This window comes from Proteus penneri (assembly GCF_003144535.1).
In the GTDB taxonomy this organism is placed as follows: domain Bacteria; phylum Pseudomonadota; class Gammaproteobacteria; order Enterobacterales; family Enterobacteriaceae; genus Proteus; species Proteus penneri.
Genome location: NZ_PHFJ01000001.1, coordinates 150,509 through 173,200, shown reverse-complemented (window position 1 = coordinate 173,200; position 22,692 = coordinate 150,509). Strand labels below are relative to the sequence as shown.

Below are 22,692 nucleotides of genomic sequence, written 5' to 3'. Positions count from 1 at the left end.
CGACACAAAATATACATTAATGCCAAAAAGTTATTGGCTATTTCAACATTGGGCTAATGATATGTTATTGGTGGTACCATTAAATTTGCCATTTAACTTAATATTGTGGGATAACTCACTTTATAAGTAATAACATCATGTGAAATGCTCCCAGAGGGTTGGGAGCATTTCTGACACAGAATGATTTAATTTATACTAAATAACACCATCTAATTTCATATAAATTCCTTTTATTAAAAATTAAATTCCTTTTCAAGTAGTTAATATTTATTGCAAGAGTATAGATGAATCAAGTAAATAATTTAAATCTAATAAAATGTTGTACAACAGGGATATATTAAAACAACTATTTATTTTTAATAAAAGAATAAGACATCAATTTGATAGCTATATTAACCAATGAAATCAATGTTTTATATTTATATTATTTTAAAAATGAAACCTTATTTATTGAATATCATTTTATAATAGACTTCACTTTTAAATCTAAAGTAGTTTAAATAAAGTATTTAAGTTACTTTAGCATAATAAGACGAGATATTTATTATTCACATTAGTGTTTATTACACGGATTCTATCTAAATACATCTTTAATATTAAATGCCTTAATGCGATAAACATGAAATAAGTGGCATACTTACCTCAATTTATTTCTAAAAATTCCAGTCATTTATTTTTAGTAATACATATTAAATAAAAATTTATCTTACATTAAGAGTTCATTAATCAAACCTTGCTTTGCATTTTATTATATTGCTCAATTTTTATTTGGCTCTTATACTTTCTTAAGACAATTTTAGATAGGTATTATCATGAATATTTTATTGGTTGAAGACGATTTACAACTCGGTAAAGCACTTTGTCGCGGGCTTGAAATTGCTGGTTTTCAGCCATGTTGGGTCAGATTGCTTGCAGATGCTCGTGTTCAATTAAGTCAGCGTCCTTTTGATTTAATGCTATTAGATTTAGGCCTACCTGATGGTGAGGGGCAGGATGAACTGATTGCACTTAGAAAAAATGGCGAGAAAATCACGATTATCATTTTAACTGCCCGCACTCAAATTGATAATTTAGTACAAACATTAGATTCAGGTGCAGATGATTTTTTACCAAAGCCTTTTGCTATGCCAGAACTGATTTCTCGCGTAAAAGCGGTTAGTCGTAGAATGGCCGGTTTTTCTTCACAAATATGGTCTATTGGCGATTTACAACTTAATCCAGCAAACCATCAAGTCACTTTAAATGACGAATTGCTTTTATTATCAGGTAAAGAATATCAACTATTATATGAATTAATGCGTAATACTGACAATGTGGTGCGTAAATCAGAGTTGGAACAACGTTTATTTGGTTTAGACGATAAAATTGAAAGTAATTCCCTTGAAGTGCATATGCATAATTTACGGAGAAAAATAGGTAAAGAACGTATTATCACGGTTCGTGGCGTAGGTTATTTATTAAAAAAAGAAACTAATTAAATGAAAATCCGCTCCTTCTTTATTTACACCATTGTCCTTCAGATTATCTCCATAATTATGCTTTGGGGCGTTTGGTTAGCTTGGATACAATTTGATTATCTTGCTGAGTTCGAAAAAGTTTACAACAAACAGCAAGAAATTATTGCTGAGGGTTTTGCTAATACCTTAGAGATTGTGGCTGACCAACCTGAAGTTATCAAAGAAGTCGCTCATAATTTACAAGGTATGTATATCGATGCCATGCTTAATGGTGAAGATGATGAACTACAATATCTACCATGGTTTATTGCCTTAGATGAAAATAATACGTTAATTTATACTAACCGCCCTGAGTTGCCTATCCCTACAAGAGTACTTTCATTAGCATCAGAAAAAGTGTCTGTCGCTGGTGAAAAATGGATACTTTCTTTTAGTTGGGGAGAAAAACATAAAATAAAAGTCTTTATTGGTGAATCAGTTGAAGACAGAGGCCATGTTATTGGTAACCCCGTTGAAGGCACCTTTATTCCTTTCTTATTTATTCTCGCAACTGTTATTTTTGCAATCTTAATTACCGCATATTTTAGTTTACGGCCTTTTAGACAAGCAGCTGAACTTATCTCCAATCGCAAACCGCGTAACTTAACACCAATTAATGTAAGCCAACAATTTAAAGAAATTCGCCCTATCTTTAAAGAACTAAACCAATTAATGGCCAGAATTGACGAGGCCAATATTCGTGAAAAACAATTTATGGCAGATGCAGCTCATGAATTAAGAACACCAATAGCTGCAGTTATTGCTCAATTACACTTACTCTCTTTAGTCGATGATCAGCAAGAGCGAGAAGAAATTATTGATGATATGAAACAATCTCTTGATAGAGCAGCTGCTCTTTCTCATCAATTAATTGATTTAGCGCGACTAGAATGTGACAACTTCCCATTAAAAATAGAATCTCTTGATATCTATAACGTCATTGGAAATGCAATAGCACAACACGTTCCTTATGCGATTACTAAAAATATTGAGTTATCACTTAATGAAGGCCACGCTTTGACGATTAAAACCGATAAACAGGCTTTACTTTCTATATTTAATAATCTGCTTGATAATGCCATAAAATATTGCCCTAAAGGTAGTCAAGTTGAGGTAACTATTGAGAATCGATACGTGGAAGGGATCCATGTTATTGTGCGTGATAATGGCCCTGGTGTCGCAAAAGAACATATCAATGCTCTATTTTCACGTTTTTATCGCGTTCCTGGCTCTAACGCAACAGGCAGCGGATTAGGTCTATCTATTGCACAAAATCTCGCTAAAAAAATTCAAGCATCGCTAATTATTACTGAAGGATTAAATAATAAAGGGATTGGTTTTATTATTGTTTTACCTTTAGAAGTGAAATTATCAGATAATGATTAACAGAATAAATGATAAATTTACCGCACTGCTATATAACAATAAAAATCTGAAAGCAGTGCGATAAATTTGATAAAGAATATCTGTCTAGTCAATTATTTTTTAAGTGTTTTATCAAGGTAAATCTCTCGTAACCGTTGGGATAAATGCCCAACTGCACCCTGATTAATATCTTGATTATCGATTGAAATAACTGGCCAAATTAATGTAGTCGCTGAGCTAATAAAAGCTTCTTTGGCTTTTTTCGCCTCATCAAGTGTAAATCGGCGTTCTATTATTTTAAGCCCTTCTTCTTTCGCTAATTGAATAATCGCTTGGCGTGTAATACCTGGTAAAATATCCTGACTCAGTGGCCGTGTAATAATTTCATTATCATGATTAACAATAAAGAAATTACTTGAACTACCTTCTGTTATATAGCCTTCTTTAATTAAAATGGCATCATCAGCACCTTGTTGATGTGCTTGATGTTTGGCTAAACAAGCAGCTAATAGGGCAACGGTTTTTATATCACAACGTTGCCAACGAATATCTTCAACACTGATCACTGAAATCCCTTCTTTTGCATTAGGGTGATTAACCACTGTTGAATGTTGAACAAAAGCCACTATTGTGGAAGAGACGGATGAAGGTGGAAAATCAAAAAAACGAGAGGAATCTGTACCTCGAGTTATTTGCAAATAAATAAGCCCTTCATGAAGATTATTTTTTTCGATAAGCTGATGATGAATATTAATTAATTGATCTTTAGTAATGGGAATCGATAAACCCAATTCTTTACATGATCGTTGTAATCGTTGGAAATGCCCGCTAAAGTCGATTAGTTGACTATCGATAACCGCAGTAACTTCATAAACTGCATCTGCAAATAAAAAACCACGGTCAAAAACAGATACTTTAGCCTGCTCTCTAGGTACAAAGTGACCGTCTAAATACACTATATCAGACATTTTACCTCCGCTATAAATTTGATTTATTTTTTGATTTAACCTACCACTCTACTCTTTCAATTTTATATTTCAAAAATGATTTATCTACCTTCATACCTCTTTTTAATTATATTTTTTTTTAAAGAAATCATGCTATATAAGCAAAAATTGCTATAATTTAGCTTATGTACCAAACATAAGGAAAAAGGGGTTGCTATGTTAGATATTAATAAAAATAATTTATCTCAACTAACAGAAAAACTAGTTAAAAAACAATGCACTTTAATGAACGTTATTGCTGTATTAGGTTTAATTGCGGGTATTATCTGTATTATTAATCCGCTCTCTTCTGGTATCGTTATCAGCGTATTGTTAGGTATTATATTTATAGTCTGTGGTATCTCGACCATTTTTGGTGGCTTTAATACCCAAGTGTTTTCAGGTTGGTCAATACTGATTACATTATTAGCGGGTTTTATTTATCTTCTGCTCGGCTATATTTTTATTTCTGATCCATTGCAAGGAATGCTAAGTCTTGCTTTCTTTATTAGTTTTTTATTTATTTTTGCAGGAATATTTCGTTTAGTTATCGGTTTCAAACAAATTAAAGATAATTATTATGGCTGGTTTAATATTCTAGCGGGTATTTTAGATTTAGTTATCGCTTATTTCTTATTCGCATTTAATCTTGAAACGTCTATCGCTTTAGTTATGGCGCTAATTGGTATACAGCTTATTTTAAGCTCAATCACTATTTTATCCATTACTGGTGCTATAAAACGAATGACGCACTAATCATCTTTTCAGCTAACAGTAGCTTTAAACGTAAAGAGCCACATCATGTGGCTCTTTAGTAGAAAAAATCTTCTTATGTTAAGCACAAGGTAAACGCAGAGATACCGTATACATATTTTCTCCACAAAGATAACAGTTTCCTGTTCTTTCAAATACCATCACCTGAATACCGAGATGCCCGACTTCAATATTAGGCAATGCATCTGCCAAAATACTCTCTAATGCAGGCTCAACAATTTCAACGATATTAATAGGGTCGTTATTAAGTGTTGCATCGTGTAAGAAATCATCTAAACGAGGATCATCGGCGTAGATTTCAAGTGTAGAACGATACACTAGAGTTCTATCACTGCTATTTGCCCGAGAATAACCATTAAAGATGATGACTATTTTTTGGATATTCATTTTTGCTACGCGGTTTTTAATTTGCAAACATAAAGAAGGAACAAGCCTAATATTTACAGAGTTAAAATAGCGGTCACAAATTTGTGGAATAATGACACTAATACTAGGTTTAGGTGCAATATTTCTAATTTGTTTACTGCACTCCCCCGTTAAAGAGTTATCAACAATAATACGTTCACGTCGAGAAAAACAGACATTATCGAATATATCAACAGTAAAGAAAGAAATATAATGAATACCATTTGTTAATGACTGATTTTCTAATTTCACAGAAACGGCTGATTTGTCAGTACATGGCAACATCTTAAGTTGGTCATTAAAATAAAACCCAACTTGTGTGCTTTCACTAATATCGCGACCTAAAATAAGATTCGCGTTAACGCAATAATTTTCGCTATGATAGCTGAGAATACCATTTAATGTTGCAGGCACTCTAGGAGAAGGCAATTTCTCCGTTGTCATTTCAACATAGTAATCTCTGGATTTAATTGGCTTCGTTGGATCTTCGCTATTTTCAGTTTCGGCATGGAATATAGCGATTTGTTTAGGTTCACTCTTTTTAAATTTCACTTTAAAATTTGCAATACCGTATTTGTTCGTTTTGCTAATATTACTTTGCTCGCCATCGGAATTATAAATTTCTGGCTCAACAGCTAATGTGCTATTCTCCACATCGTAAATTAATTTGACCTCTTTATTTTGACTATCCTCACCTTCTTCATCTTGAAGATGTACCACAAAACTTTTAGAAACACTTTCCCACTTACTTGGCCATTGCATAGATTCTGAACGTATTGTTAACAAGTCATCAAACTTCTCACAATTAGTCGCTATACAATCATTATTAGGATTAGGCTTTGGAGGCGTAACTCGAATTTGAATCGGTGTTGCATAATGAACAATGTTTTCATCATCTTCATCTTTTAAGATTAATTGTAATGATGCTACCCCACTTCGATTACCCATTAAAGAAATTTCTGTTTTGTTGTCATCCACTATCGTGATGTAGACATCTTTATTATTAGGTAGAATTAAAATCCCTTTCGGACTCGTACGCCATTCTGCCAAACGTAGATTAATCCCCGTGACAACCACCTCATACTTGATAACTCGGTTCATTTTAACTTCGTTATCAGTCTCATCTGGTAATGATTTGACTTGATTGAACTCAATCTTCACATCATCATCATCAGTAACAACTTGAGACTGCATATTATGAACGGGAGGCTGAAGAGCTAACTTGTCCTTCTCACCTTGTATGATTTTTTGCAAACGTTCTTCTTTTGTTTCGATATTCATTGAGTGATTTCCTTTCTTTTTCCGATTCCATTTTTAGCTTAAAGCAAAAAATTTGAGCGAAAATCACAATAGAAAAAAGTCAACTAAGCATTGTTGTTAGACGAAACAAAAAAATGTTTAATAAACAACAAGATAAAAAGCATTCCAATATGAACCCATTTATGGAAACAATAAAAACACCTTTAATATAAAAAATAATTTAAAATTTAAAATATTTTTGTATAAAGCTATTGACTGTTATGGAAATGTGATTAAAATCAATCTTAGAAAATATTTGTGATATGAGTCACATTTTATTAATAGGATACTTAATATGAAATCAATGACTTCTTTTATTACTCATCTGCACCAAGTTGTTGTAAAATTATCATCAACTCGCTTACTGTAATTATTTGATTTAAAATAAAATATAATATAAAGCCAGAAATAGCACCCTCATCGTACAAAAGACTATTTCTGGCTTTTATTCACTCTACTACGCTTATTCACCCTTTCGTTTACCCTCGCATTTTTCGTAACAAAAAATTCACCTTATTGAACTAAGCTCTCTTTTCTATAATCTTAATATACAACCCGCATTAACTATGAGGATATTTTATGCAGCAGCAACTGCTTACATGGATACGTCAATTTAATGAAGAGTACGCCCAAGTTGCTTCTCTCCTACTCGTTTTAGCCATTATTTTTCTTGTCGCAATCATTCTTCATTTTATTTTGCACAGGTTAGTTTTACCTAAAATTTCCAAAGCGATAAGTCAGTACGATCAGAAATGGCAACTTTCTCTAGAAATAAATAAGTTATTTAGTCGGTTTGCTTTTTTAATCCAAGGTATTGTTGTTAATATCCAAGCGTTGGTGTGGATGGGATCGGGTAAAACCCAAGAAATTCTCACCACCAGTGCTCAAGCATGGTGCTTAATTTTTGGCTTGTTGATGCTTTTCTCTATTATGGATCTCTGTATGCAGATCATGAGAAATTCATCCTCATTTGGCCGATTACCATTAAAAGGTATTTTTCAAAGCTTAAAACTCGCCGCCTCAGTGCTGATTGGGATAATGATTATTTCCCTACTTATTGGCAAATCACCCCTTATTTTACTCAGTGGTTTAGGCGCCATGACGGCGGTATTAATGTTGGTGTTTAAAGATCCAATTATGGGATTAGTCGCCGGTATTCAATTATCTGCAAACAACATGATAAGTCTTGGTGACTGGCTAGAAATGCCTAAATATGGAGCTGATGGCGCTGTCATTGATATTAGTTTAACAACTGTCAAAGTGCGTAATTGGGATAATACGGTTACGACTATTCCAACTTATTCTCTGATTTCAGATTCCTTTAAAAACTGGCAAGCAATGACAAAATCAGGAGGACGTCGTATTAAAAGAAGTCTTGCTCTTGATATTAACAGCATCCATTTTTTAGATAAAAAACAAATTGATAATCTGGAAAAGGCCCACTTGTTAGCGCCTTATATAAAAAATAAGGAAAGTGAAATTAATCAATTCAATGCAACCTTGGGCAATGAATGTCAAACACCATTAAACCAACGAGGCATGACCAATATTGGAACCTTCCGTGCGTATGTTGAAGCTTATTTAAAAAACCATCCTAATGTTCATAAGCAAATGACGATTATGGTAAGACAATTAGCACCAACTTCGGATGGGCTACCCATTGAAATTTACGCCTTTACGAACACCACTGTTTGGGTTCAATACGAGGCAATTCAATCAGATATATTTGATCATATCTTTGCTATTTTGCCTCAATTCGGCTTAAGAGTTCACCAATCTCCAACCGGAAATGATGTAAGAGCACTCAGATTTCCTGTCGAAAATAATCCTCAATAAATCATTTTCGTATTAAGTAAAAAAGAAGAGTTATTCTTCTTTTTTACTTTTCTAATTAACAAATATTTTTAATCTCTTATTTTGTTATTATGTTAACAATCTTGTTTTTCTAGATATTTATGAAAATCGATATGTTATTTTTTACATATCGATTGATTGTTAAATCCTATTTAATTTATATTTCGTTTACCACTAAAGTGGTATTTATCAAAAAATGTAACCATTTGTTTAATAATTATTTTTTTAGATAACGTTATTAACATTTTTTATATTGATATAAATCATTATAGGTAGAAGGGTTATAACTTAACATATATATACAACTTTACTTGTTGTGAAAAATGTTAGGGTAATGTCAATGTCAAAAATTAAAAATAATACTTCTATTACTGAAATGAGTCGGCGTGGATTCATTCAGTCTGCAGCAGTTATTTCTGGTGCTGCCGCTGTTGCAGGAACGGTTTCATTACCATTCGCTGCTAATGCTCAAATCCCCCAGGGTATTCGTCCTGATGAGACTTCAGAAACTATCAAATACAGTGCATGCTTAGTGAACTGTGGTAGCCGTTGTCCATTAAAAGTGCATGTGAAAGATGGCGTTATTCGTCGTATTTCTAATGAAACTATGTATGACGATTCAACATTCGGTCTTCACCAAATTCGCCCGTGTCTGCGTGGTCGTTCTGTACGCTGGAAAACGTATAACCCAGATCGTTTAAAATACCCAATGAAGCGAGTTGGTAAACGTGGTGAAGGTAAATTTGAACGCATTTCTTGGGATGAAGCCACTTCAATCATCGCGGAAAAATTAAAATATACCATCGAAAAATACGGTAATGAGTCCATTTATTACCAATATGGTACAGGCTCTACTGGCGCAAACTTACACGGTAGAACCGCATGTAAACGTTTATTAAGCACTGTTGGCGGCTTTTTAAGTGACTATGGTACTTATTCATACTCTCAATTAACCGGTATTGTGCCTTATGTTTATGGGGACATGTTAGAATCACTGTTAACAGAAATTGAGAATTCAGACTTAGTCGTGATGTTTGGTCATAACCTTGCTGAAACTCGTATGTCTGGTGGTGGTCAGTTCTATGAAACATTAAATGCGTTAGATAAGAGCAAAAGTAAAGTTATCATCATTGACCCTCGTCGTACCGATAGTGTGACAACATTAGGTGCCGAATGGATCCCTATTTATCCAGGTACCGATGCTGCATTAGTCGCTGCATTAGGTTATGTAATGATCCAAGAAGGCATCACCGATGAAGATTTCTTACGTGAATATTGTGTCGGTTGGGATAAACAAACATTACCAGCATCAGCGCCTGAAAATGGCTCTTATAAAGATTATATTTTAGGTAATGGCCCAGATGGCATTGCCAAAACACCTGAATGGGCGAGTAAATTAACCGGTATTTCTGTTTCTCGTATTATCCAATTAGCGCGTGAAATTGGTGGTGCAAGAGCTGCGTGGATCTCTCAAGGTTGGGGTATCCAGCGTACTTCAAATGGTGAGCAGGCATGTCGCGCGATTATGATGCTGCCATTAATGTCAGGTCATATTGGTCGTCCAGGTACAAATACCGGTTGTTGGGGCGGTAACGTTGCTTATCCAGTTGCCAGTTTTGCTCTGCCTAACCCAGTTAAAACCTTGATCCCAACATTTATGTGGTCTGAAGCAATTGCTCGCGGTGATCAACTGACCAGCAAAAATGCAGGTGTTAGAAATAAAGATAAACTCGACACAGGTATTAAATTTATGTGGTGTTATTCCAGTAACGTGATTGGTAACCAACACGCTGACTTGAATAAAACACATGATTTACTGCAAGATGAATCAAAATGTGAGTTTATTTTAGTGTGGGATAACCACATGACACCATCTGCAAAATACGCTGATATTTTATTGCCAGATGTGACAACTGTTGAGACTAACGATCTTATCAATAACTCTTATGCAAGTGGTGCTTACCACTATGTCGTCCGTTTACAAAATGCGATTAAACCACTTTGGGAAAACCGCCCTTGCTATGATGTCTTAACTGACATAGCAGAAAAGATGGGCACCAAAGAGCAATTTACTGAAGGACGTACTTACGAAGAGTGGATTGAATATTGCTATAACCAAATGCGTGAGAAAAATCCAGCGCTACCTACATTTGCAGAAACTAACGATGTAGGAATTATCGATCGTAAATTACCTAATCGTAATCAATACGTTGCACTTGAAGCATTCCGTCAAGATCCTATCGCTAATCCATTAAAAACAGCGTCAGGTAAGATTGAAATTTATTCTGAAAAACTAATGCAAGATACCGATGGCTGGGTTTTACCTGAAGGCGACCGTATCCCTGCAATTCCAGAATATTGTAAAAATGAAGAAGGTGTTGAAAACGTTAAGCTTAAAGAGAAATTCCCTCTACAAATGACCGGTTTCCACGACAAAGGCCACGTTCACTCTAGTTACTATAACGTTGCTATGTTACGTGAAGCTATTCCGCATCAATTCTGGTTAAACCCAATTGATGCGCAAGAACGCGGATTAAAATCTGGCGATATTGCTGAGATTTATAATGATCGTGGTCGTTTAAATATTCGCGTTAAAGTGACAGATCGTGTATTACCTGGTGTGATTGCAGTACCGCAAGGTGCGTGGCGTTCACTTGATACAACAGGTGTAGATACAGGTGGATGTATTAATACATTAACAAGCTGGCACCCATCGCCGTTTGCTAAAGGAAATCCACAACATACAAACCTTGTTGAAGTGAAACGTGCATAAGGAGTTAACTCATGAAGCAATATGGTTTTTATTTTGACTCCACTAAATGCACTGGCTGTAAAACCTGTCAAGTCAGTTGCAAGGATGAAAAAGATTTAGATTTAGGGCCTAAATTCCGTCGTGTTTATGAATACGGTGGTGGTAGCTGGGCAAAACAAGACGGGATCTGGACACAAAATATCTACAGTTATTATTTATCCATTTCTTGTAACCATTGTTCAAATCCTACTTGTGTAGCAGGTTGCCCAACTGGCGCTATGCATAAACGTGAAGAAGATGGTTTAGTGGTTGTTAACCAAGATATTTGTGTTGGTTGTCGTTATTGTGAGTTACGTTGCCCTTATGGTGCACCACAATTCGATGAGAAGAAAAAACTCATGTCTAAGTGTGATGGTTGCTACGAACGTGTAGCACAAGGCATGAAACCGGTTTGTGTTGAGTCTTGTCCTCAACGTGCACTTGATTTTGATGATATTGAAGTGATCAGAGCAAAACACGGTACTGAGTGTGGTATCGCACCAATGCCTGATCCTAGTTTGACCAATCCAAATATCGTGATCAAAGCACACAAAGAAGCTAAACCTTCTGGTGATAAAACCGGTTCAGTTCAAAATGCGGCGGAGGTATAAACCATGCATGAACTTCCTCTAGTCTTTTTTACTGTTTTAGGTTCATCAGCAGCAGGCCTATTTCTTATTGCTTATATCAGTAAAAAATTAGGTCAAATTGATGAAAACCAACTACGTAATGCGAATATTTTAGCGTTGGTTTTAACATTAGTTGGTTTAGGTATTGGTGGATTACACGTTGGTCAGCCACTGCGTTTTTTCAATATGCTTTTAGGCGTTGGTCGTTCTCCAATGAGTAACGAAGCGTTTTTAAGTGGTGTGTTTACAGGTTTTGCTTTCGCAACTGTTGCTCTCACTATAATGAAAAAATGGAAGGGATTACGTGAAATTTGTAACCTATTTACCGTTGTTTTTGGTTTAGCATTTGTTTGGTCAATTCCGCAAGTTTATCATATTCCTACAATTGCTAACTGGAATACAGACTACACCACATTGCAATTCTGGATGACACTGTTAGTTGGCGGTGGTGTATTAGCAATGGCAATAGGTGCAAGACGTTTAGGCGCATTATCCTTTATTATCGGTGCCATTATTACTTTTGCTACTCGCTCTGGTTATGTTAGCTTCCTTGGCTTTACTGGCCCAGAACTCAGCGCTGATCAATCTCTATTTTGGGGATTCCAATTAGCGGTATTAGCATTGGGTATTGTTATCGTTGGGTTTACAGCCCTAAAAGCACAGGCATCAAAAATGACGCTAGTAACTTGTGCTACTGCGGTCATTATTGCCGAGTTATCAGGCCGTATCGCTTTCTATAACTTATGGCATATTACAATGTAATCTAAAGTTATAGCTGATTAATCAGTTATAAAAAAGAAACAAAAATGCATACCTTTTTAGGTATGCATTTTTTTAGAATGAAGAACCAGGTTGTTGTAAAAAATCTAATTCTTCTGGTGTAGATGTTCGTCCTAAAATTTCATTACGATGAGGATAGCGACCATATTTATCAATAATTTCTTTGTGTCTTAGTTCATATTGATAAGTATTTTCATCATTAAGCTGAGAAAAAAAGATAACCGCATCTTGATGAATTTTAGCTGACTCTGAATGCATAAATGGCATTATCATAAACTTACGTTTAACGGGGGTTAATGTCAGATATTCAGGTAACCGAATAGCTTCTTGCGCTAAGATTAAGGCCATATTATCTTGGGCAAAGGCTTTTGGTGTATCGCGCCAAATATTACGCGAGAACTGATCAAGAATAATAATCTCAGCTAAGCGTCCTTCTATCGTTTCTCTCCATGATGCCAGCTCACCACGACTCGCGCTTAACCATAATTCACCAAATCTGCGGCTAATTTCTTTATCAAACTGAAGATCTTTTTTAAACCATTGCTCTGGTGTGCATTCTTCAAACCAAAACGTCAAAGTTGATTGGTAAGGGATCATAAAAACTACCACGCTAGTTGTTTATTAATCAAAACAGCGTTTATTTTCATCAAAATAAACGTCATTGGCGGTTTACTACTGTAGTAAGTTACCATTTTAATATAGTGACAGCTATTAACCCCAATCCGAAAAGGGCATAAAAATAAATCCCCTTTTCAATCTTAAAAGGGGATTTTAAATGCTTCCTAGCTAACGCTTAAATCCATTAAGTCGCGCCATCCATAAGCCAATTTATCTACAAGTATGTATAAAATGGCATTCATCCCATTTGTTACATTCTGTCGATATCATGATGTAATATAATTAACCTGCGCATTTACAAACATCAAATTTATCTCTTCATCACTATCCTGCCTTAAAAATCAGCATTTAAAAATTTTAATTTTTATAGTGAAACTACTAAAAAAAATCTATATCGTTTTGTTCTATTGTTTATAGAATATCATTTTAAAACAATAAAGATTGTTATAAATAACAAATAAAATCAATGCGATATATTTCATTTTTTTGATTCCTCAGCTTTAATCTTGTTATTATCTTGTGTGATTACTCCCAAAAGAGATCGAAGATCAAAAATGAGATGAATGTTTAAAATTTGTACATTAGTAATGACATTTATTGAAAAGTTTGCCCTATTCCTCTGTTTCTTTAACAATTTTAGAGTACAATTATTGCAGTCTATTTACTGAATGATCTGTTATGTCTGCTATCTCTATTATTGGAATAAGCTACCTTATTGGAGCTGTAATATCGTTTATTATTACTTTCTTTTTAACCAAAGATCCGAGTCTAGCTATGCGCCTTTTAAGTGCATTACTAATCGCCTTAACTTGGCCGCTTAGTTTTCCTATGGCACTTATCTTTTCTATTTTTAGTTAGTTTTTTATTTAATTTAAATTTAATAACAGTAGTTATATTCTATTAATTTAGAATAATAGCTATTTACGTTTTATTCTTATATAAATACATTAATTTTTTTGTATAAATAACACTTTTAGCTTAGATTTTATCTAAAAAAGAATATCTAATTGCTCGTTATTTTATTCAAGTAATTATAATCCTATCAGGTAATATCAGAATGTTATAATTAATACTCAGTTTATCGAGATAGGCATCATTTTAAAACCCAATGTTAGAGTAAATATTTTTATAAATTTACAATCAAATTTAATTTCATTACAGTATCTTATGTAAATTGGTTAGATACGCGTATTGTTTACTATTACCAATAATAATTTTTTAATTAGAGCTAGAATATGTTTAGTGAAAATGTCATTACAGATATTATCTATTGGATTGAAGAAAATTTAGAGAAAGATCTAAAACTTGAGAATGTTTCACAAAAATCAGGATATTCCAAATGGCATCTTCAACGCATGTTTAAAGAGCAAACAGGATTGACATTAGCCTCTTATATTCGAGCAAGACGACTTTCTTGTGCTGCTGTTGAATTACGCTTACAAAAAACACCACTGCTGGATATTGCATTAAAATATCGTTTTGATTCTCAGCAGACATTCTCAAGAGCGTTTAAAAAGCTATTTGATATGACGCCCTATAATTATCGTAGAAAAGAGAATTGGCAAGCTTATGGCTTTACATTACCGTTAAGAAAATTTAGTGGTTTTAATTTAGATATCGAAATCGTCACAATAGACTCTCTTCCATTAATCGGTATAGAGCATACCTATAAAGCTAATATGATTGGTTGGAATTTTAATACAGAAAAAGCGCGAGAAGATTACTGGAAAGTATTCTTTCAACATACGCACTCCAAGCATGAGCGGGTATATGCTTTACATAATATTTTATCTAATAAAAATAATGAATTGACAATAAAATATGCAACTATGATGGAAAATAAACCTGACGTTTATCATCCTCAATTTAAAAATCATGCACATATAAAAAATACAAAGTATTTAAAATTCAGTATTCCAGAAGCATTATTAAAATTAGATTATAAAGATATTATCTATAACACCTATGGTATTTTACTTAGAAAACTTAATATCCCAAGAAAGAATGGTGCTCCCGATATTGAAGAGTATATATTTAAAGATGATTATCCAGCTTCAATTCTCGCTACTAATCCTGCATCGTTATTAAAAGATGTTAATTATTATATTCCGATTGAAGTGGATAATAATGAAAAAGGTAAGATAAAAGAATAATTTTATCTTACATAATGAAACAACGAGATACAGGGAAATAATACAAATTAGTAAATGATTTAACATTATTTAACGTAACTAATAAAGAAAAAACCCGCTATCTCTTACGAGATAATGGGTTCTTATATGGTGCCGGCTACCGGAGTCGAACTGGTGACCTACTGATTACAAGTCAGTTGCTCTACCAACTGAGCTAAGCCGGCTAATTCTGGCGGAAGGATAGAGATTCGAACTCTAGGATGGTTTCCCATCGGCGGTTTTCAAGACCGCTGCCTTCAGCCACTCGGCCATCCTTCCATAGCGCGGAATTATGCCTATCTCTGACCCCGCTGTCTAGTCCTGATTGTAAAAAAAATGACTTTTTTATCTGTTTGCTCAATCTTCAAACGTTTTATGCTTAAAAAATGCTAACTCTCTAATATATTGGTTAATTTTTGATAACTAGAGATCAAAAATTATAGTGATATCGAGAGATAAATAGAGTAACCCAAAAGAAATAAAATATGAGGGAATAGAAAAAAGAGAATTATGGATAAGAAAAACCCGCTATCTCTTGCGAGATAACGGGTCTTATATGGTGCCGGCTACCGGAGTCGAACTGGTGACCTACTGATTACAAGTCAGTTGCTCTACCAACTGAGCTAAGCCGGCTAATTCTGGCGGAAGGATAGAGATTCGAACTCTAGGATGGTTTCCCATCGGCGGTTTTCAAGACCGCTGCCTTCAGCCACTCGGCCATCCTTCCATAGCGCGAAATTATGCCTATCTCTGACCCCGCTGTCTAGCTCCGATTGTAAAAAAATTGAATTTTTTAGTTTGTTTGCTCAAAGTTCATCCGAATATCCCTTTTAAAGTGATAACCTGTTAATATAATGGCCGAATAATGATGACTGTTTATTCTATTTTTAAATTACATTGTCTCTTAAGGGCTCGCAAACTGAATGCGTACATTGAACCAACTCAAGCCAAATACACTAACTCGTCTATATGCCCTGTTTCTTCTTTTTATGGTCATATCGCTTTTTTTATACGCTTACAGCTATTTTAACACTTGGCTAGATAGCAAAAAAAACGCGATAAACAATACGACTCAAAAATTCGCGCGGCAGGTTGAAGATTATCGCTATCACTCTAATCAGCTTTTCCAGTTATCAAATAAAATAGCTGATACCTCAATATTCCCTGTATTGCGACTTAATCCAATAAAATTACGTTCTGATGTATTTTGGCTTGAAGGTCGAGACCAAACCGTAGATTCTATTATATTTGGTAAACCCAATGAGCAAACCTTTCAGTTGGCACAACGATTCGCAAATTCACTCGAAATTCTTTGGGGTGTACGTAATGATTACAGTTCACTTTATTATTTAAATGGTAAAGGAAATGATCTTATCTTAATTACGACCCATTCTGTGCTTAAGCCAGAGATCCGTTACAAAGAAAGCTATTTAACATTAACGGCTGAAAATAAACGGTCTGAGTTATTGATGCAATCAACAGCATTAGATGAAAAAGAGAGTCTTTCACCTATTAGGAAAATGTCTACAGAAAACATTTATTACTATACTTATCGTATTATGTTTAATGTGCCGGGTCAGTTAACCAGCGTAGTAGCGTTTGATTTGCCTATCAATAATTTCTTACCTTCAGAGTTATCGCCACACTACTTAAGATTACTGCCAACAGGTCAGCAATCTGTCTATGACAAAAATGACATTGAAATATCAACCGACGGCTCATCACTGATTTTTTCTCAACCAATTATTGGGATCCCTATTCACTCTCTTATGAATACCCAATGAAGTCGATGATCAAAGAAATTGTCTACAAAAATATTTGGTTATTAATCAGCTTAATGGTATTTGTTTCTATTTCCGTTTTTGGCCATATCTATATCCGTAATAAGTACGTTTACCCTTATATCTCTATGACACGTAATCTACGGATCAAAGAAGAGATGACTCACGACATCATTTCAAATCTCCCGATAGGATTATTAGTCTATAATTTTTCCTCTAATCATAAGATTATTAGTAACAGTCATGCAGAAAAACTATTACCTCATATCGATTTATCTAAGATCCGCCAAATGGCAGTTGAGCACAATGGTTTAATCCAAACCGCTATCAACAACGAAATTTATGAAATAAGAACAAGTAATAATAACAATATTGACAATACATCATTATTCATATTTCTGAATAAAGATAACGAAGCTCTGATCAATAAAAAATTACAACTTGCACAGCAAGAATATGAGAAAAATACCATCGCTCGACGCAAGATTTTATCTAATATGTCATTAGAATTAATGCGCCCCATCAAAGATATAAATGAGATGGTTTATCAATTCAAAGATTTATTACCCGAAGATACTCATCAACAATTGCTTAGTTTATTATTAGAGAAAACAAATTACATTTCTGAATGGATAGAAAACATTACATTAATTAATAAGTTAGAAAATCAAGAATGGAAAATACATAAGGATGAATTTGAACTATCAACATTAGTTGAATCTATTCTGACAACAGCATCACCTTTTATGATAAGAAAAGGCTTAACACTTTATTTCCACAATAATATAAAGCCTGGGTTACTTTTAATTAACGATGGTCCCGCATTAAGTAAGATTATTTTATCATTGATTAATTATGCCATTAGTACGACTAATTATGGAAAGATAACCGTTAATCTAAATTTAGTTAAAGATGAAGATGAAGAAAAGATAGTGATTGATATTATTGACAGTGGAAGTGGGCTTACACCTCAAGACATTGCTAATATAAAATACCCATTCTTAGGCCAAGCAATGGGAGACAAATATTATTCTAATTCAGGCATCATTTTTTATTTATGCCATTTACTGTGTAATAAGATACAGGGAGAATTAACTATTAAGAGCCAAGAAAGTATTGGTTCTCATTTCCGAATTGCACTCCCATACCAGCATATAGATACAGAAGAACGGACTTTTAACGTATTATTAGAGGGAATAAACGCAAAACTCGCCATAAAAAACCCTGAAATAGAAAAAATCATTCGCCAACAGCTTGATAAATATGGTGCTACATACTTTGATAAAAATAGAGAGAATCTTTATCCTGAATACGATATCATACTTAGGGATACACCGAATGATAATCCTGAATCTCCAACAATATTATTAATAAGCTCTGTTGTTGGTTTCGAAAAAATATCAAAAGATTTAATAAAGTGTAACTATAACTTCGGTGACCCTTTAATTGAGGCTATTACTTATTTAATTGAAGAAAATGAGTCAATTTCCCTAGATACAACTAAAGAGAGTATTTGGGATGAAAATAATAACCTTGATAAATACGAAGTAATTCTTAATAATTACAGGAAGAAGTTGAATGGTAGTGATTATAAGGAACTATTTATCAGTACTGTTCCTATTGATGTTGAAAAACTACACTTAGAAGCAACAAATAAAGACTTTCATTCTCTAGCCCAGACAACTCATCGTCTAAAAGGTGTTTTTGCCATGTTAGATTTAGAATATCTCAGAGAAAGCTGTGAATATTTAGAGCATGACATAAAAAATCATAATGAATTAGAGATCAAAGAACGTATCACTCAACTGGATAAATGGATTCAACAGTTGCTGCAGCAAGGTAACAATTAAACATGAATAACCTTAATATTATTATTGCCGATGATCACCCAATCGTTTTATTCGGTATTCGTAAATCTTTAGAACAAATTGAATGGGTCAATGTTGTAGGTGAGTTTGAAGATTCAACTTCACTTATCAATAACTTACCTAAGTTAAATGTTGATGCTTTAATTACTGACTTATCTATGCCTGGCGATAAGTATGGTGATGGTATTACACTCATTAAGTACATTAAAAGACATTATCCCAATTTGTCGATTATTGTACTAACAATGAATAACAACCCTGCTATTTTGAGCGCAGTCCTTGATCTTGAAATTGAAGGTATTGTGCTTAAGCAAGGAGCGCCAACTGACCTGCCAAAGCATTGGCTGCACTACAAAAAGGCAAGAAATTTATGCCTGAAAGCGTTGCAAAGCTACTTGAAAAAGTAAATGCTAATGGTTATGGCGATAAACGTTTATCACCCAAAGAAAGTGAAGTACTAAGATTATTTGCTGAAGGCTTCCTTGTGACCGAAATCGCCAAAAAACTCAATCGCAGTATTAAAACGATTAGTAGTCAGAAAAAATCAGCTATGATGAAATTAGGTGTCGATAACGATATCGCATTGCTTAATTACTTGTCATCAGTGACTATTGATAAGGAAATTAACGGCCCAGATTAATTTCACCGTAATTGCCTTAACCGAGTCGATAAAATCAGGAAGCTCAACCCTTTGCGGGAGCTTCTCTGTTTTTTTGTTTTTTTACTCTTTATCACTCATTCTCTTTGCACTTATTTCTCTTTCCTTGCAAATACTTTCCGTTGAAGCACCTTATAAGCTGCATAGCATAACTTATATTTTTCATACCGTTACTAGGTTTAAGCTTATAGACTGTTGCAGAAACGCTCTCACTCTCCTTTTAATCAACTAGTATTATTTCTGCTCTTTGTTTCATTTTATCTATCAAAATGCTTTGTGATTACGTTATTTTTACCTTATGAGGTTTAAAAACAGACAAAGACTAATAAATTAGTCTTTGTCTGTTTACTTATTTTATCATTCTCTATTTAGAATTATTCTTTAGAAATATATTTCACCAATACTTCTCTTAAAATAGAGAGCGAAACAGGTTTAGATACACAATCATTCATTCCTGCATCAATACAGCGTTGCTTTTCTTCTGCTATTGCATTCGCCGTCACCCCTATCACAGGCATATTACTACCCATTTCTCTTATATGTGTTGCCAACTGATAACCATTCATATTTGGCATATTGACATCCGTCAGAACGATATCAACATGATTTTTAGCTAAATATGTTAATGCATCACAGCCATCTTCTGCCGTTGCTGTATTAAAGCCAATTTTTTTCAATTGATCGGTCAACAATAAACGGTTTATTGGATGATCGTCGACAATAAGGATAGTTAAGGTTTGTAAGCGACAATCCGTATCTTGCTTCACGATCTCCACACAATTTGCTTCAACTTTACTTTGTGGCAATTGCAGTATTATTTTTGTTAAATCGTTTAGCTTATAAGTACTGCATACCCATACGTTTTCAGCTATTTTTTTCAATGGTTCAAAGTAATGCTCATTGATCCTAATCAACTGGCAGTTATCTTTTCTTGGTGCATCGTAATCTGTAATAATAAAATCGGTTGAAGATATCACCTCTTCTTCGGTAAACAATTCACAACTCAAACCAAAGTAACGAAGGTATCTACCAATAAATCCTTCTAAATAAAGATTTTTAATATCAATAAAGCAACGAACATGACTTTCTTTATAAATATTCTGTTTATAATTAGGATCTATGCCATCTAAGGCACCATAAAGAGGTATACGGATCGTAAAGCGACTACCAATATTTTCTTGAGAAACAACGCTAATATCGCCATCCATCAAGTTGATCAACTTTTCACAAATGGCTAAACCTAACCCTGTTCCCTCTGATGCGCTTTCTGTATTCTGGGACACTTGGAAGAATGGTTCAAAAAGCTCATGCAATGCTTTGTCACTGATCCCTCGTCCTGTATCATGAATATCAAAATAGAGATAATAATCATCTTTATAAAGATGTAAGGTAATACACCCGGTCGTAGTAAATTTAATACTGTTATTCAACAGATTAGAGATAACTTGTTGTACACGCACAGGATCACTATTTACAATTTTAGGTACATCAGGTTCGATAAAACAGTAAATAGCCAAGCCTTTTTTCGCAATCAAAGGTAAATAGCTTGAGATAACAAAAGATAACACTTGGCGACAATTAAATGGCTTAATATCAATTTTTAACTGTTTAGATTCAATTTTCGAAAAATCGAGGATATCACTAATAATTTTTAGTAATAATGATGAGGAGTTATCCATCGTTTTTAGCAATCGAGCGGTATCATCGCTTTGTGTATGAGATTGCAATAGCTCTAAATTACCAATAATGCCATAAAGTGGCGTTCGTAATTCATGGCTAACTGTTGCCAAGAACATCGATTTAGCTTGGTTAGCTTGCTCCGCTGCTGTTGCCATATTTTGTAGTGAACGCTCCATTTTAACCCGTGAGCTGATATCCACTAAAACACAAATAGCCACATCTTCATTTTGATAACGTGAGTTAACAAAGCTTATTTGCAGATGATTACGATTGTTGGTAACGACATCAACCATGTTGCTACTTTTCTCGGCAATAATAGAGAGAATATTTTGTTTATCACTATGGCTAAGTAAACGGAAATAGTTATGTGCTAGCTCGTTACTTAAAATAATCATGCCATCACGTATTCTGAGAATACTGATCCCAACTGGTGCTGATGCCACAATCTTATGGTTAAATTGCTCGTGCTCTTCTAGGCGAGAAGCATTATTTTCTGCTGGGGAGAATATTTTTCTCTCAAAGATCCATACAAAGATAAAAATCATAATGGCTGAAATAATATTTAAGATCAGCGCATTGAAAATCGTGAATTTAAATTCATTTAAAATTTGCTTGAGTGGTAATGAATACACCACACTAAAAGACGAGGGCAATAATTTACGCTTAGCAACCAAATCGCTAAAGTCTTCATCAAAGCCAAAATAAGGTGCGCTGACATCAGGAACTTGTTTAACTAAATGATAAGTATTTTCTGCAGGATAGCTTAAAACTGTAGTATTTCTGTTATTAAGAAGATGAATTGAAATCACTCTATCTTTGGTAGGTGAGAAATATTCAAGACGAATAGCTCTTTCAATACCAATCAGACCAATAAATTTACCTGAAGCATAAACTGGAGACATAACATATAAAATGCCACTATCCCCTTTTGCATCTGGCACAATCCAATATTGGTTAACTTCTTTACCTTGTGCACGTTGATTAATGTAGTTACGTGTATTTTCGTAAACCAATTTTTTCAACATTTCAGTATCGACAGGGGATGCGCGCAAAGGAAAGTTAATCATACACATGCTATGGGAACCAACCATAAAGACTTGGTTTATCCCTTGTAAGGCTGGAGTATTATCTTTCCAATAATATAAGATACTATTAAATGAGCGGAAATAGTTATTTGTTTGCCCTTTAAATAATTCACAATCTGCGGTTTCATTAAGCTTATGAAGTGAAAATGGCCCTTCATAAAATAATGAATTTTTCATATTCGGGTTTAAGTTAATTTGTTCTTGGTGGCGTTCAGCAAGGTATTGTAAATCACGGATAGTGCTGGAGGTTTGCCTAAAGAAACTAAGAAGATTAGTGTAGTTATTACTATACTCTTGCCGAATATCAGATTTAGTATCATTGAAAATATTGATAAGGTAAAACATCGTTAGCAATGCACCCATTGCCCACAACATGATACCTAATATGCGAAAAAGGTAGCGGGAAATTTTTAACGATGTTTTAAAGGACGAGAGATATCTCAAACAACCAC

15 protein-coding genes, 4 tRNA genes and 1 pseudogene are annotated in these 22,692 nt (G+C 34.1%); 12 read left to right on the top strand and 8 right to left on the bottom strand.

The annotated features are described in order from the left end of the window. The first annotated feature begins 812 nt into the window (after positions 1 to 812). Complete coding sequence (locus CUB63_RS00955; RefSeq protein ID WP_109847265.1) at positions 813 to 1,478, top strand: response regulator; 666 nt, start codon at positions 813 to 815, stop codon at positions 1,476 to 1,478. Next, on the top strand, positions 1,479 to 2,882 hold the full coding sequence (locus tag CUB63_RS00950; protein WP_109847264.1) for an ATP-binding protein: 1,404 nt from the start codon (positions 1,479 to 1,481) through the stop codon (positions 2,880 to 2,882). A 92-nt stretch (positions 2,883 to 2,974) separates the two neighbouring features. On the opposite strand, the gene CUB63_RS00945 is transcribed toward CUB63_RS00950, so the two are convergent. Then, a complete protein-coding gene (locus tag CUB63_RS00945; RefSeq protein ID WP_109847263.1) occupies positions 2,975 to 3,829 on the bottom strand; it encodes a D-amino-acid transaminase in 855 nt (284 codons plus the stop codon). A 195-nt stretch (positions 3,830 to 4,024) separates the two neighbouring features. Here CUB63_RS00945 and CUB63_RS00940 point away from each other — a divergent pair, with 195 nt between their 5' ends. Further along, complete coding sequence (locus CUB63_RS00940; RefSeq protein WP_109847262.1) at positions 4,025 to 4,603, top strand: HdeD family acid-resistance protein; 579 nt, start codon at positions 4,025 to 4,027, stop codon at positions 4,601 to 4,603. Positions 4,604 to 4,681: 78 nt separating this feature from the next. Here CUB63_RS00940 and CUB63_RS00935 read toward each other — a convergent pair whose 3' ends face one another. Continuing rightward, positions 4,682 to 6,307, bottom strand: coding sequence for a hypothetical protein (locus CUB63_RS00935; RefSeq protein WP_109847261.1), 1,626 nt, complete (start codon positions 6,305 to 6,307; stop codon positions 4,682 to 4,684). Positions 6,308 to 6,904: 597 nt separating this feature from the next. Between CUB63_RS00935 and CUB63_RS00930 the strand changes: the two genes are divergently transcribed. From CUB63_RS00930 to CUB63_RS00915, 4 genes are all read left to right on the top strand, one after another. Continuing rightward, positions 6,905 to 8,161 carry a mechanosensitive ion channel family protein gene (locus CUB63_RS00930; protein ID WP_072063150.1) on the top strand — a complete coding sequence of 419 codons (1,257 nt, stop codon included), beginning with the start codon at positions 6,905 to 6,907 and terminating at the stop codon, positions 8,159 to 8,161. Between the two features lie 358 nt (positions 8,162 to 8,519). Beyond that, on the top strand, positions 8,520 to 10,952 hold the full coding sequence (locus tag CUB63_RS00925) for a DMSO/selenate family reductase complex A subunit (RefSeq protein WP_109847260.1): 2,433 nt from the start codon (positions 8,520 to 8,522) through the stop codon (positions 10,950 to 10,952). A gap of 11 nt (positions 10,953 to 10,963) precedes the next feature. Continuing rightward, positions 10,964 to 11,581: a DMSO/selenate family reductase complex B subunit gene (locus CUB63_RS00920; RefSeq protein WP_023581764.1), complete on the top strand. Its 618-nt coding sequence runs from the start codon at positions 10,964 to 10,966 to the stop codon at positions 11,579 to 11,581. 3 nt (positions 11,582 to 11,584) lie between these two features. After that, positions 11,585 to 12,361: a dimethyl sulfoxide reductase anchor subunit family protein gene (locus tag CUB63_RS00915; RefSeq protein ID WP_006533261.1), complete on the top strand. Its 777-nt coding sequence runs from the start codon at positions 11,585 to 11,587 to the stop codon at positions 12,359 to 12,361. A 72-nt stretch (positions 12,362 to 12,433) separates the two neighbouring features. On the opposite strand, the gene CUB63_RS00910 is transcribed toward CUB63_RS00915, so the two are convergent. After that, a complete protein-coding gene (locus CUB63_RS00910) occupies positions 12,434 to 12,976 on the bottom strand; it encodes a DUF924 family protein (protein WP_109847259.1) in 543 nt (180 codons plus the stop codon). Between the two features lie 699 nt (positions 12,977 to 13,675). Here CUB63_RS00910 and CUB63_RS00905 point away from each other — a divergent pair. Then, positions 13,676 to 13,855 carry a GhoT/OrtT family toxin gene (locus CUB63_RS00905; protein WP_036912664.1) on the top strand — a complete coding sequence of 60 codons (180 nt, stop codon included), beginning with the start codon at positions 13,676 to 13,678 and terminating at the stop codon, positions 13,853 to 13,855. A 377-nt stretch (positions 13,856 to 14,232) separates the two neighbouring features. After that, positions 14,233 to 15,150 (top strand): helix-turn-helix domain-containing protein, encoded by a 918-nt coding sequence (locus CUB63_RS00900; RefSeq protein ID WP_072063153.1) that lies wholly within the window; start codon positions 14,233 to 14,235, stop codon positions 15,148 to 15,150. A gap of 127 nt (positions 15,151 to 15,277) precedes the next feature. Here CUB63_RS00900 and CUB63_RS00895 read toward each other — a convergent pair. From CUB63_RS00895 to CUB63_RS00880, 4 genes are all read right to left on the bottom strand, one after another. Then, a tRNA-Thr gene (locus tag CUB63_RS00895) sits at positions 15,278 to 15,353 on the bottom strand. A 6-nt stretch (positions 15,354 to 15,359) separates the two neighbouring features. Beyond that, positions 15,360 to 15,447, bottom strand: a tRNA-Ser gene (locus tag CUB63_RS00890). A gap of 278 nt (positions 15,448 to 15,725) precedes the next feature. Continuing rightward, a tRNA-Thr gene (locus CUB63_RS00885) sits at positions 15,726 to 15,801 on the bottom strand. A gap of 6 nt (positions 15,802 to 15,807) precedes the next feature. Beyond that, positions 15,808 to 15,895 (bottom strand) — tRNA-Ser (locus CUB63_RS00880). 196 nt (positions 15,896 to 16,091) lie between these two features. Between CUB63_RS00880 and CUB63_RS17645 the strand changes: the two genes are divergently transcribed. From CUB63_RS17645 to rcsB, 3 genes and pseudogenes are all read left to right on the top strand, one after another. Beyond that, the gene (locus CUB63_RS17645) at positions 16,092 to 16,952 is read left to right on the top strand and encodes a hypothetical protein (RefSeq protein ID WP_232240033.1); all 861 of its coding nucleotides are present in this window, start codon (positions 16,092 to 16,094) and stop codon (positions 16,950 to 16,952) included. Between the two features lie 5 nt (positions 16,953 to 16,957). After that, complete coding sequence (gene rcsD, locus CUB63_RS00875; RefSeq protein WP_232240032.1) at positions 16,958 to 18,799, top strand: phosphotransferase RcsD; 1,842 nt, start codon at positions 16,958 to 16,960, stop codon at positions 18,797 to 18,799. A 2-nt stretch (positions 18,800 to 18,801) separates the two neighbouring features. Beyond that, positions 18,802 to 19,457: pseudogene (rcsB, locus tag CUB63_RS00870) on the top strand (response regulator transcription factor RcsB). A gap of 392 nt (positions 19,458 to 19,849) precedes the next feature. Here rcsB and rcsC read toward each other — a convergent pair. Continuing rightward, entirely contained in the window at positions 19,850 to 22,684 is a 2,835-nt protein-coding gene (rcsC, locus tag CUB63_RS00865) for a two-component system sensor histidine kinase RcsC (protein ID WP_109847258.1), read from the bottom strand. Positions 22,685 to 22,692: the final 8 nt, after the last annotated feature.